Source organism: Nocardioides sp., assembly GCF_030655615.1.
In the GTDB taxonomy this organism is placed as follows: Bacteria; Actinomycetota; Actinomycetes; order Propionibacteriales; family Nocardioidaceae; genus Nocardioides.
Genome location: NZ_JAURVJ010000118.1, coordinates 1 through 12,612, shown reverse-complemented (window position 1 = coordinate 12,612; position 12,612 = coordinate 1). Strand labels below are relative to the sequence as shown.

General features: G+C 73.6%; 9 protein-coding genes. 4 read left to right on the top strand and 5 right to left on the bottom strand.

Features of this window, described 5'->3' with window-relative positions; genetic code table 11:
• Together Q7T52_RS09775 and Q7T52_RS09770 are read left to right on the top strand one after the other, a co-directional pair.
• A partial coding sequence (locus Q7T52_RS09775; protein ID WP_304801912.1) for a HAMP domain-containing sensor histidine kinase occupies window positions 1-1,276 on the top strand: 1,276 nt, incomplete at its 5' end.
• Window positions 1,269-1,835: a hypothetical protein gene (locus Q7T52_RS09770; protein ID WP_304801910.1), complete on the top strand. Its 567-nt coding sequence runs from the start codon at window positions 1,269-1,271 to the stop codon at window positions 1,833-1,835. The genes Q7T52_RS09775 and Q7T52_RS09770, both read left to right, overlap by 8 nt.
• A gap of 61 nt (window positions 1,836-1,896) precedes the next feature.
• Here the strand turns inward: Q7T52_RS09770 and Q7T52_RS09765 are convergent, their stop codons facing one another.
• Genes Q7T52_RS09765 through Q7T52_RS09750 form a run of 4 tightly spaced genes read right to left on the bottom strand, consistent with a single transcriptional unit; the run spans window position 1,897 to window position 9,480 of the window.
• The gene (locus Q7T52_RS09765) at window positions 1,897-3,171 is read right to left on the bottom strand and encodes an anthranilate synthase component I family protein (RefSeq protein ID WP_304801908.1); all 1,275 of its coding nucleotides are present in this window, start codon (window positions 3,169-3,171) and stop codon (window positions 1,897-1,899) included.
• Between the two features lie 25 nt (window positions 3,172-3,196).
• A complete protein-coding gene (locus tag Q7T52_RS09760) occupies window positions 3,197-3,772 on the bottom strand; it encodes an aminodeoxychorismate/anthranilate synthase component II (protein WP_304801907.1) in 576 nt (191 codons plus the stop codon).
• A 49-nt stretch (window positions 3,773-3,821) separates the two neighbouring features.
• Window positions 3,822-7,517 (bottom strand): PKD domain-containing protein, encoded by a 3,696-nt coding sequence (locus Q7T52_RS09755; RefSeq protein ID WP_304801905.1) that lies wholly within the window; start codon window positions 7,515-7,517, stop codon window positions 3,822-3,824.
• Between the two features lie 58 nt (window positions 7,518-7,575).
• Window positions 7,576-9,480, bottom strand: a complete 1,905-nt coding sequence (locus tag Q7T52_RS09750) for an anthranilate synthase family protein (protein WP_304801903.1) — start codon at window positions 9,478-9,480, stop codon at window positions 7,576-7,578.
• Window positions 9,481-9,653: 173 nt separating this feature from the next.
• Between Q7T52_RS09750 and Q7T52_RS09745 the strand changes: the two genes are divergently transcribed.
• Both Q7T52_RS09745 and Q7T52_RS09740 read left to right on the top strand, forming a co-directional pair.
• Complete coding sequence (locus tag Q7T52_RS09745) at window positions 9,654-10,166, top strand: NfeD family protein (protein WP_304801901.1); 513 nt, start codon at window positions 9,654-9,656, stop codon at window positions 10,164-10,166.
• A gap of 41 nt (window positions 10,167-10,207) precedes the next feature.
• A complete protein-coding gene (locus tag Q7T52_RS09740; RefSeq protein WP_304801899.1) occupies window positions 10,208-11,725 on the top strand; it encodes a flotillin family protein in 1,518 nt (505 codons plus the stop codon).
• Here the strand turns inward: Q7T52_RS09740 and Q7T52_RS09735 are convergent.
• Window positions 11,722-12,612 (bottom strand): CHAT domain-containing protein (locus Q7T52_RS09735; protein WP_304801897.1); only part of this gene is annotated, 891 nt, incomplete at its 5' end. The two genes, Q7T52_RS09740 and Q7T52_RS09735, sit on opposite strands and share 4 nt — an antisense overlap.

Below are 12,612 nucleotides of genomic sequence, written 5' to 3'. Positions count from 1 at the left end.
CGTCTACGTCATCGCCCGGATGCAGCTGCAGGACCAGCAGGACGCCTCGCTGCTCAAGCGGGCCCGGATCGCGGCGGCGGCCGGGTTCCTCCTCGACGAGTCCAAGAACTACGACCCCAAGCTCCTCGGCGCGGCCGACGTCACCTTCGCACGGATCCGGACCGGCACCTCGCCCGAGCTGGTCAACAAGACCGACCTCCCGGTCGGCGACGCCGAGATCGCGGTCGCGTCGCGCCAGAGCCCGCAGAGCGTGCGCACCGTCGTCGTCGGCGGCGAGCGCTACCGCATGGTGACCGTCCCCGCCCCGCAGGAGGGCCAGGCGCTGATCATCGCGCAGTCGCTCGAGGACCAGGAGGAGTTCCTGGCCAAGCTGGGCTGGCTGACCCTCATCTTCGGGCTCCTGGGCGTCGTGGCCGCCAGCCTGGCCGGGTTCGGCGTGGCCCGCAGCGGACTCCGCCCCGTACGCCGGCTCACCACCCTGGTCGAGACCATCGCCCGCACCGAGCGGCTCGACCCGCTCCCCGTCGAGGGTGACGACGAGATCGCCCGCCTCGCGACGGCGTTCAACGAGATGCTGGCCGCCCTGTCGGCCTCGCGCGACCGCCAGCGCCAGCTGGTCACCGACGCCGGCCACGAGCTGCGGACGCCGCTCACCTCGCTGCGCACCAACGTCGACCTGCTCGTGCAGTCCGACGACGAGCAGATCGCCATCGAGCCGGCGATGCGCGCCGAGCTGCTCGAGGACATCAAGGGCCAGACCGACGAGCTCACCACCCTCATCGGCGACCTGACCGAGCTCGCCCGCGACGAGCCCCTCGCGCCGGTCGTCGGCGAGGTCGACCTGAGCGAGATCGTCGACGTCTCCGTCGCCCGGGTCCGCCGCCGCGCGGTCGACAAGACCTTCGACGTCGACACCCAGCACTGGGCCGTCTTCGGCGAGGCGCCCGCCTTGGAGCGCGCGGTCACCAACCTGCTCGACAACGCCGCCAAGTGGGGCCGGCCCGGCAGCACCATCACCGTGCGGCTCACGGCCCACGACGGGATCGGGCGCCTCACCGTCGACGACCAGGGCCCCGGCATCGCCGCGGCCGACCGCGAGAACGTCTTCGACCGGTTCTGGCGCGCCGAGGAGTCGCGCGCCATGCCGGGCTCCGGGCTCGGGCTGTCGATCGTCCGCCAGGTCGCCGAGCGCCACTCCGGCCGGGTCGAGGCCGGCGAGGCCCCGGGCGGCGGCGCCCGGCTCGTCCTCGAGCTGCCGGGCCGCAGCGGTGCGTAGGGCGGTCGTCTACGCCGTCCTCCTGGCGACGATCGGCGTGACCGCGGGCTGCGGCGGAGGGGGTGGCGACGACGACGCGGCGGCGCCCCGGACCGAGCCGTCCTCGGCGCTCCCCCCGGCCTGGAACCCGTGCAGCGGCCTCGACGCCCAGCAGGTCGGCCGGATCTTCGGCGGGACCTTCGCCACCCGCCTCGGCACCGCCGAGGTCCCGACCTGCACCTTCAGCCCGCAGGCCGACGGCGACCCCGTCGTCGACGTCAACTACCAGGCCTACGTCGGCTCGCTCACCGAGCTCCTCGCGACCTTCGGCGTCGTGGTGGGTGACGAGGACACGGCGGTCTCGACCCCGACGATCCCCGGCGCCGACGAGGCCCGCGTCATCGTCGACGTCGACGAGGGCACGATCGCGGTCACCGGGTTCGTCCAGAACGGCCGCCTCGTCCAGATCGTCAACGTCCTCGACCCGCAGCCCTTCGACCGCAAGGCCCTCCGCGCCGGCATCGAGTCGGTGATGGCCGCGCTCGCCGCCAACGCCGGGTCGTCGGGTCTCACCGGCTGAGCCGCGGTAGTCCCCGACCAACGGGATTCCTGAACGACTCCAGAATCCCGTTCGTGGGGGACTATCCGGGCTGGAGGGCCCGCAGCACCCGCTCGGCCTTGACCCGCGACTCGGCCCACTCCTCGGCGAGGTCGCTGAGGACGGTGATGCCGCCGCCGGTGCCGAGCCGCCAGCCGCCGTCGCCGGCGGTCATCAGGCTGCGGATGACGACGCCGAGGTCGGCCCGGCCGTCGGCGGAGACCCAGCCGAACGCTCCGGCGTACGCCCCCCGCGGGGTCGCCTCGACCTCGCCGATCACCTGCATCGTCCGCAGCTTGGGCGCCCCCGTCATCGACCCGGCGGGGAACAGCGCCCGCAGCGCCCCCACCGTCGTCACGTCGTCGCGCAGGCGCCCGCGGACCGTCGACACGAGCTGGTGCACGGTCGCGTAGGACTCGACCGCCATCAGCTCCGGCACCTCGACGCTGCCGACCTCGCACACCTGCGCCAGGTCGTTGCGCAGGAGGTCGACGATCATCAGGTTCTCGGCGCGGCACTTGGGGTCCTCCGCCAGCCGCACCCGCAGCTCGTCGTCCTCGGCCGGTGTCGCCCCGCGCGGCGTCGTGCCCTTGATCGGCTTGGTCTCCAACCTCCGGTCCGCCGTGACGAGGGCGTAGCGCTCGGGGCTCGAGCTCAGCAGCCACGCCCGCGCCCCCTCCACGTCGTGCTGGAGGAACCCGGCGTAGGGCGCGGGGTTGAGCTCGCGCAGCCGGAGGTACGTCGACGCGGGGTCGCCCGGGCTCTCGGTGGCGACGCGGTAGGTCAGGTTGACCTCGTAGGTGTTGCCGGCGTGAAGGTGCTCCTGGACGCGGGTGAAGGCGTTTCGGTAGATACCCGGGGGGGTGTCGGATTCCCCGGCCGGCCGGGGATTCCGGCCCTTGTCAGGGGTTGCAACCCCTGACAAGGGTCGGTTCTCCCTGACCACCTCGTGGTCGACCTGCCGGACGTGCGACGGCCGCATCCAGACCGCGTCGGGCATCCAGCCGTCGGTGGCGGCGGGGAGGTCGGGGCGGGCGGCGTAGCCGAGGTAGCCGAACCACTGCCCGCGCCCACCCGACGTCGCCAGCTCGGCCTCGAGCGCCGCGAACACGTCGTCGCCGACCACCACCCCGCGCCCGTCGACCCACCGCGTCACCTCGCGGGACGCCGCCGCGTAGGTCAGCGACACGTCGGAGGAGTCCAGCCACCCCACGATCGAGCGCCGCCCCGACCACGCCCGCGCTCCGCCGCCGTCGAGCCAGAAGCAGCGCGGGTGCCGCGCGGCCACGGAGGCGAAGAAGTCCTCGACCCCTGTCACCCCGCCGTCACCGCCCTCGTCACCGTCACCGCACGCCCGCCAGGAAGTTCGCCACCAGTGCGGCACCGTGCTGCGACAGGATCGACTCGGGGTGGAACTGCACGCCCTCGAGCGGCAGCGAGCGGTGCCGCACCCCCATCACGACGCCGTCGTCCGACCGCGCCGTGACCTCGAGCGCCTCGGGCACCGCCACCGCCGCGAGCGAGTGGTAGCGCACCGCCTCGAACCCGTCGGCCACGCCGGCGAAGACGCCCCGACCGTCGTGCCGCACCCGCGCCACCGAGCCGTGGGCCGGCGTCACGCGCTCGACCACCCCGCCGTACGCCGTCACGAGGCCCTGCATGCCGAGGCAGACCCCCAGCACCGGCCGGGTCGCCGCGAGCAGCACCTCGCGCCCGACCGCGAAGTCGGCCACGACCTCCGGGGAGCCGGGTCCCGGCGACAGCACGACGTGCGCGAAGGCGAGCACGTCGCCGACCGTCACCTCGTCGTGCTGCACCACGGCCGGCAGGACGCCGGTCACCGACGCGACCAGGTGCACCAGGTTCCAGGTGTAGGAGTCGTGGGGGTCGACCACCACGACGTCGGGGACGGCCGGCACGGCCTCACGCTATCGCCGTACGACGCCCCGCCGGCCCGCGCGGGAGCCCTCAGGGCCGCAGCCGCACCGCCGCCACCGGGCGCAGGGCGACCGTCCGTCCCGTGCTGCTCGTCCCGGCGGGCCCGACGGCGACGACCGACACCGACCCGGCGGCGATCCGGCCGAGACCCGACAGCAGGACCGACCGACCGGTGACGTGGGTCGAGACGATCCTTCCGGTGGTGGTGCGGGCGGTGACGTCGTAGCCCTGGGCGCCGGGCACGGCCGGCCAGCTGACCTGGAGGCCGGTGCCGGCGGCGGTCGTGGTGACCGACGCCGGCGCCGCGAGACGCGCCCCCGAGGGAGCGCCGTAGGTGCCGATCGTGATCTTGCGGTAGGGGATGCCGTTGCGGATGACGATCGCCTCGACGACGCGCTTGCCGGCGGCACCGGCGCGCGGGATCGCCACCGTGGCGTCGCTCTTGGTCGTGCGGCTGATCACCCGGGTCCCGTTGGTGCCGCGCTCGGTCAGGACCAGCGAGTCGCCCTGGGCGAGCGTGGCGTCGTAGGCCAGCGTCCGCGCGTTGCCCGAGCCGGTCACCTTGCCGGTGATCTTCGGGACCACGTCCGGCGTCCAGAGCTCGGTGGTGATCGCGCCGTCGAGGCCGTTGACCTTCCAGGTGCCGGCCTGGGGCTTGGTGACGGTGACGGAGGTGACGCCCTGGGCGGGGAACTTCACGATCGTGTAGCCGGGCTTCTCCTGCAGCACCGTGCCGTCGTCGACGATCGAGCCGCCGCCCGGCAGGTCGAGCCGCACGAGGGGTGCCCCCGTGGTCGCGTCGTCGCGGTGCACCACGAACGCCGCGCGCGCCAGGTTGGCCGGCACCGGAGCGGTGCTGACGGTGCCGGCCGCCCGGCGCTGGATCGTCCGCTGGACGCCGATCCGGGCCCGCAGGTCGCAGGACGCGAAGAAGAGCTTGAGCCCGGTCGTCCAGTAGTAGACGAACCCGCCGAGGCTGGCGCAGGCGCCGAAGCCGCGTGACGAGACGCCGCCCTGCACCCCGAAGCAGATGTTCTTGATGGGGTTGACCTGGCAGAGGTCGACCGACCCGATCAGGTCAAAGGCGACCTCGGGTGCCGTGACCACCGCTCCGGTGACCCCGCCGCTGAGCTTGAACGCCCCGGCGTCGTAGGAGACGTGCCCGCCGAAGGCCACGCTCTGGTAGTGCTTCGAGGCCCGGAGCTCCAGGGACGCGTCCGCCAGCGGGAGCTTGCCGAGCACGCTGGCCTCGCCGGAGGCGCGGAACCACACCGAGTCCTCGGGCGCGGTGTAGCTGCCGTTGCACCCGGACGCCGTCTGGCCGCCCTCGAGCACCGAGGCGGCGAGGCACGCGTCGAGATAGATCGGGCCGTCGTACGGCGCCGTCAGCTGGGCCTTGCCGGTCATCACGAACGGCGTGCTCGAGCCGGCGACGGCCAGGCAGCTCAGCCCGAGCGGGCCGATGGCGAGCTGCGGGGCGAAGGTCGCCTGCGCCCCACCGGACACGAAGCCGCCGTTCTTGTCGATCTCCAGGCCCGACGGGCCGTCGATGTTCTGGCACGCCGTCGTGGTGTCCGTCGACGCCGGGACGGGCTTGTAGGGCGCGTGCAGGGCGCCGATGCCGTCGACGTCGACGTCGAGGTCGCCGATCCAGCCGCCGGCGGTGCGGTGGTGGATGCCGCCCTGGGTGATCCGGAACGACCCGAGGTCGGTGTCGGTGAGGTCGACGGAGAAGTCCGTGCCGGGCGGCGCGTCCTTGGCCGCAGTGCCAGTGCCGGTGCCGGTGCCGGTGCCGGTGCCGGTGCCGGTGCCGGGCGCCGCCTTGCCGCTCGACGTCGACTCCTTGAGGAACTCGCCCTGCTCGACCACGGGCGGGGTGTTGTCCCCGAGCGGGTCCGGGAGGTCGAGCGCCATCACGACCCGGGGCGGTGCGGTCCTGGACACGAACGCCTGTGCCGAGGCGACCTTGAGCCCCTTGACGTCGTCGAAGTAGCTGCCCGGCGCGGTCGGCGCCGGCGGGAGCGCGGTCACGGCGTCACCCAGCAGGGCGTCGTACGTCGGCGGCGGCAGGACGAGCGTCGGGGCACCGGTCAGGACCGGCTTGAGGACCTGGCCGCTGGTGCCGGGCGACCGGCCGGCCATCCGGGCGGTGAGGCCCTTGCCGGCCTTGCCGACGATGGTGGCGGCACCGGGGTCGACCCAGTCGACCTCGGTGACGCCGAGGCCGGCCACGTCGACGCCGTAGCCCTCCTGCGGGCGGTAGAGCGTGCGGCTGCCGTCGGCGCTGGCGAACGGCACCCAGCAGCCGAACGTCCGGTACTGCCGCGAGCGCGCGGGGTAGCCGTTGAGGGACACCGTGCCGCAGAAGCCCTGCCTGATGGTGATCTTGGTGCTCGTCCGGGCCTTGAAGTACTTGACGGCCGTGAGCAGCTTCGCGCCCTTGGTCTTGAAGTAGGGGACGGTCGTCGTCATGGTCACCGTGTAGGTGCCCGGCTCGTCGAAGGTGTGGCCGATGCCGTCGTAGCCCTCCGACGTCGAGCCGTCGCCCCACGACCACGACAGGGTGTCGCCCTCGACGTCGGTGCACTTCTGCTGGCCGCGCCCCGCGACGCCCGGCCCGACCCGCGGCTGGGCCCGGTGGCCGACGGCGGCGCCGGCCTGGACGTCGAACCCGTCGAGGGTGAACGCCTCCGGCGCGGGGTAGCCGAGGTTCTGCTTCTCCTTGATCTTGGTCTTGGCGAAGGGCGACCCGCCGGCCTGGAACTCCTTGTAGGGCATGCACGCCTCGACGGTCGGGGTGCTGTTGGTGAAGTAGACCGGGATGCCGGAGGCGAAGTCGCCGCTGGCCGTGAGCTGCGCGCAGGGGTACGACGGCACCCCCGGCGGCATGTTCTGGCAGTCGACGACCTTGTTCTCCGGGTAGGGCGTCGACGGGAGCCCGCGCCGGCGGTCGTCGAGCTTGAGACGACGGACGGCCGTGACGATCGAGCCGTCGGGGGCCAGCGCCCGGCCCACGATGTCGAGGGTCTTGCCCAGCTGCTTGGCGCCCTGGGGCAGACGCACCTGGATCGACGGCTTCGTGGTCACCGCCAGGTTGGTGCCGGCGGTGGTGAGGTCGACGTCGGCCCCGGCGAACGCCCTCACGGCGGCCCGGGCACCGCCCGTCGCCCGCGGCAGCGACGCCGTGGTCCGGGTCGGCTTGACGCCCTCGACGCGCCAGGTGAAGGCGCGGAAGGCGCCCGCGTCCGAGCGGGTCGCCATGCTCAGCGTGACCTTGTCGCCCGGACCGGCGTAGGGCGGGCTGACCTGGATCGCGGCCGTCGAGGGCCGGCGTACCCGGACCGCGAGGCTCGCCGTCTCGGTGACCGGGCTGCCCGTCGCCGAGGTGACGGTGGCCTGGACGCCGACCGCGCGACGGCCGGCCCGCTCGAAGCCGAGGTCGACGCTGCGCGACGAGGCCGTGTCGCGCTCGTAGCGGCCGTCGCCGTCGAGGTCCCACCGGTAGGTCGCCGCGCTCTCGGTCACCCGGCCGGTCGCGACCAGGTGGGTGCCGCGACCCAGCGTGGCGGTCGTGGGCCCGGCGATCGCGAGCACCGCGTCGGGCTCGGGCGGCACCGGGTCGTCGGCCCGGGCGACGGACGACGAGGTACCGAACAGGGAGGTGGCCGCCAGGGACCCGGCGAGGAGCACGAGGAGTGGCCGACGGGAGGAGCGCGCGAGAGTCACGAGCGACAACCCTGCGTCACGGCCCGGACGGCCGCCATGGCCTGGACGGACTATTGCCTCAGTCGAGCAGCAGGTCCGAGACCAGCTCGTGCAACAGGTCGTAGCCCCGCTCGGTGAGGATCGACTCGGCGTGGAACTGGATGCCGCGGTAGTGCGTGCCGCGCAGGTGGTGGACGTCGCCCGTGGGCTCGTCGACGTCGACCGAGACACCGTCGGGCAGGACGTCGCCCTCGGCCGGCCGGCCGACGAACGTGTTGTAGAACCCGACCCGCTCGCGGCGCCCGTCGTAGGAGACCTCGGACTGGGTGCCCTGGAACACGATGTCCTTGTAGGCCAGCGGGATCCCGAGCTCGTGGCACAGCGCCTGGTGGCCGAGGCAGACGGCGAGGAACGGACGGCGCTTGGCCAGCAGCCACGCGACGGCGTGGCGCAGCTTGGCCATCTTGGGGTCCGCGTCGTCGCGCGGGTCGCCGGGCCCGGGCCCGACGATGACGAGGTCGGCGGCGTCGAGGCAGCCGGCCTCGTAGTCCTGGTGGCGCACGACCGAGGAGGTCAGGCCGAGGACGCCCAGGACGTGGCGCAGCATGTTCACGAAGTCGTCCTCGCCGTCGAGGATGACGACGTGGCGCCCGGCCAGCCGCGGGTCGGGCGGCGCGCCCATCTGGTCGCGCAGCCAGAACGCGCTGAGCCGCCGGTTGCGGGCGTTGAGGGCGAGCAGCACGTCCTCGTCGTTGACGAGCTCGGCCAGGTCGACGTCGGGCACCGGCGCCGGCGGGACCAGCCCGAAGGCCGACAGGATGCCGCCGGCCTTGGCGTGCGTCTCGGCGACCTCGTAGGCCGCGTCGGAGTCGCGCACCAGCGTCGCCCCGGCCGTGACGGTGAGGCGGCCGTCGGGCTTGACGTCGGCGGTGCGGATGACGATGGGGCTGTCGACGACCGGCCCGCCCTCGGCGTCGCGCCCCAGGATCGCGAGCGCCGCGCCGTAGTAGCCGCGGCCCTCGGCCTCGTACTTCTTGATCAGCCGGCACGCGTTCTCGACGGGGCTGCCGGTCACGGTGGCGGCGTACATCGTGTCGCGGAGCACCTCGCGCGGGTCGCGGTCGGTGCGGCCGGCGAGGAGGTACTCGGTGTGCACCAGGCGGCTCATCGGCTTGAGGAACGGCCCGAGCACCTGCCCGCCCTCGTGGCAGATGTCGCACATCATCTTGAGCTCCTCGTCGACGACCATGAAGAGCTCGTAGATCTCCTTCTCGTCGTGGAGGAAGTCCAGCAGCTGCTGGCGCGCGTTGCCCTCGCCCGGGATGCGGAACGTGCCGGAGATCGGGTTCATCCGGACGTCGCCGTTGTGGACGCTGACGTGCCGCTCGGGGCTGGCCCCGATGAGGAAGCGGTCGCCGGTGAAGAAGACGTAGGTCCAGTAGGCGCCGCGCTCGCGCTCGAGGAGCCGGCGGAAGACGGCGAGCGCCTTGTCGGCGCCCCAGTCGGCGACGGTGGCGCGGTAGTGGCGGCCGACCACGAGGTTGGCGCCCTCGCCCTGGCCGATCTCGTCCTCGATGATCGAGCCGACGAGCTTGGCGTACTCCTCGTCATCGGTCTCGAACCCGCCGCGGTCGGAGAACTCGACCGGCACCTCGTCGATCGCCTCGACGACCTCGGCGACCGAGAACTCCTGCTCGGTCTCGATGTCGACGACCACCAGGGGCGTGCCGTCGTCGTGGGCCTCGAACCCGCGCTCGGCCACCTGCCGGAACGGGATCGCCACCAGCCGGTCGGCGATGTGGCCCGCCTGCGGCGGCCCCTCCTCCAGCGGTACGTCGAGGATCGAGCCGACCTCGCTGCGCCGGCCCCCGATCAGCCCCACCGTGTCCTTGTCGCCGGCCCGCGTCGAGCGCCGGATGATCGCCCACGCCTCGTGCCCCTGGAGCGCGGCGATGGCGTCCCGGGCGGCGAGGGGTTCACTCATGCGGGCAGCCTAGTTGCGGCGCCGCCGAGCGCCACCACACGGTGCTCGAGCCGGGCGAGCCCTCGGCGAGCCCGAGTCGAGCCCGAGTCGCGACCCCCGCAGCCGACGTACGCAGCCATCTCACCCCGGACGAACCAGACGACTCGACGTCTGGACCCGGAGTAAAGTGGGGCATGGCCCTCTTCCTCGTCCTCGGTGTCGTCGGACTGGTGGTCATCGTCGTCTCCCTGGTCCTGGGCGACCTCCACGGCGGCGCCCTCGACGCGCTCGGCGCCGACTGGTTCTCGACCGAGGTCGTCGGCGGCTTCGTCTCCGCGCTCGGCTTCGGCGGCGCGATCGCCGTGCAGTCGGGCGCGTCCGACGGCCTCGCGGTCGCGGTCGGCGTCCTGGCCGGGATCGTCTTCGGCGCGGGGGCCGCGTGGCTGACCCGCCTGGTCCGCGGCGGCGCCACCGACCACACGCCCGACGCCGCCGACGTCGTCGGCCAGGAGGGCAAGGTCCTCTCGGCCGTCCCGGAGGGCGGCTACGGCTCGGTCGAGGTCCGCCTCGGCGGCCACACGCTGCGGTTCAACGCCCGCGCCGACCTGCCGCTCGACGCCGGCACCCAGGTCCACGTCACCAGCGTCCTGTCCCCGACCGCCGTCACCGTCTCGCCGCTCTGGAGTGCCCTGCCTCCCAGCGGGTAGGACCCGCACGACCCCACCACAAGAGAACAAGAAGGAGCCTCATGTTCGACTCCGCCCTCGGTCCCGTGATCGGACTCGTCGTCCTCGTCCTGCTGCTCGTGCTGCTGATCACCAGCCGCTACAAGGTGGCCGGCCCCAACCAGGCGTTCATCATCACCGGCCGCAAGGGCAAGGCGGTGCTCAACCCCGAGACGGGCCAGCTGAGCACCGACCTCTCCGGCCAGAAGGTCGTGCTCGGCGGCGGGGTGTTCGTCATCCCGTTCGTGCAGAAGCAGGCCACGCTCGACCTCTCCAGCCGTCGCATCTCGGTGCAGATCCGCGGCGCGGTCTCCGGCCAGGGCATCAAGCTCAACGTCGAGGGCGTCGCGATCGTCAAGGTCGGCGGCAACGCCGACCAGATCCGGCTCGCCGCGCAGCGCTTCCTCAGCCAGCAGCAGGACGTCGAGGCCTTCACGCAGGAGGTGCTCGCCGGCGCGCTGCGCTCCATCGTCGGCGGGCTCACGGTCGAGCAGATCATCCGTGACCGGGCGGCGTTCGCCCAGCGGGTGGCCGACGAGTCCGAGAACTCCCTCACCGGCCAGGGCCTGATCCTCGACACCTTCCAGATCCAGGACGTCACCGACGACGGCAGCTATCTCGCCGACCTCGGCCGGCCGGAGGCCGCGCGGGTCAGCCAGACCGCCAAGATCGCCGAGGCCAACGCTCGCCAGGCCGCCGAGCAGGCGCAGATCGCGGCCGAGCAGGAGATCGCGATCGCCCAGCGGACGCTCGCGCTCAAGCAGGCAGAGATCAAGGCCGAGACCGACGCGGCGTCGGCCCAGGCCGCGGCGTCCGGACCGCTCGCCCAGGCCGACCGCGACCAGGCGATCCTCACCGAGCAGGAGAAGGTCGCCGTCCGCCAGGCGTCCCTGACCGAGCGCCAGCTCGAGACCCAGGTGCGCAAGCCGGCCGACGCGGCCCGCTACAAGCTCGAGCAGGAGGCCGAGGCCAACCGCAACGCCCAGATCGCCGGCGCCGAGGCGCGCAAGGCCGCGACCATCGCCGACGCGCAGGCCAAGGCGGAGGAGGCGCGCCTGTCCGGTGAGGCCGAGAAGTCCCGTCGTACGGCGCTCGCCGAGGCCGAGGCCATCGAGGGCGCCCGTCGCGGTGAGGCCGAGAAGGCCCGCCGCGTGGCCGAGGCCGACGCCACCCGGGCCGAGGGCGAGGCACAGGCCGCCTCGACCCTGGCGGTCGGTCAGGCCGAGGCCCAGGCGATGGACAAGCGGGCCGAGGCGTTCGCCAACTACAACGACGCCGCGGTCCTGCAGATGCTCATCGAGGTACTGCCCCAGATCGCCCGAGAGGTCGCGGCCCCGATGGGTGCGATCGACAACCTCACCGTCATCTCGACCGACGGTGCCGGTGCGCTCCCCCGGCAGGTCACCGACAACGTCGTCCAGACGCTGTCGATGCTCAAGACCACCACCGGGCTCGACCTCGACGCGCTGATCAAGCGGAGTGTCGAGGGTGCGGCGTCCAAGCTCGGCCCGACGGCCCCGACCGACCCCGCGGGGAGCTAGACCCCGAGCGCCACGAACGACGCCGCTGTCGGGTCGGCGGGCCGTGCCTCCCGCACCGCGAGGAGCGCGCCCGCCGGGTCGGCGCCGGCGTCGAGGTGGGTGTGCAGGTCGACCATCAGCTCGGCCGTGGCCTGGTCGTTGACCTCGGCGACGCTGCAGACGAGGCCGGCGGTGCCGAGCGCGAACAGCGCGGACGCCAGCCCCAGCAGCTCGTCGGCCCCCACCGGCGCCAGGACGCCGGACTCGCAGGCCGACAGCACCAGCCGGTAGGGCGCCACGCCGAGCCGCTCGAGGTCGTGCACCGTCAGCGGCCCGTCGGCCATCTCGAGCGACGAGAACAGCGGGCTGTCGGCCCGGAACCGGCCGTGCGCCGCCACGTGCGCCAGCCCCGCCCCGTCGAGCGCGGCCATCGCGGCCTCGACCGTGGTGGCCGGGCCCGTCAGCAGCAACGCGTCCGGTCGGCGTCGCGCGAGGACGGGGACCTCGGCGCCACCGGTGCCCAGGCCGGGCCCGGACAGCAGGGCGAGCCGTCCACCGGCGGGCGGTACGACGGCGCGGGCGCGCAGCCAATGCCCGGCCGACGGCACCACGCCGAACGCCCGCCCGGCCAGCGCCGGCAGCAGCGCCCACGGCACCCCGTGCAGCCGCCCGGTCGGCACCACCGTCACCGGCCCGTCGGGGATCCACCGTGCGGCGGACCCGAGCAGCTCGTCCTGCAGCCGCTGGCCCAGGTCGCCCGGCGTGAAGGGCCGACCACGCGCCGCCCGCCGCAGCGCGAACGCCGCCGACTGCGTGAGCGCCAGAGCCGCTTCGGTCGTCCCGGCGACGCAGCGGCGCACGCGGCCGGCGTGCACGACCAGCACGTGCAGCGCGCCGTCGACCTCGAC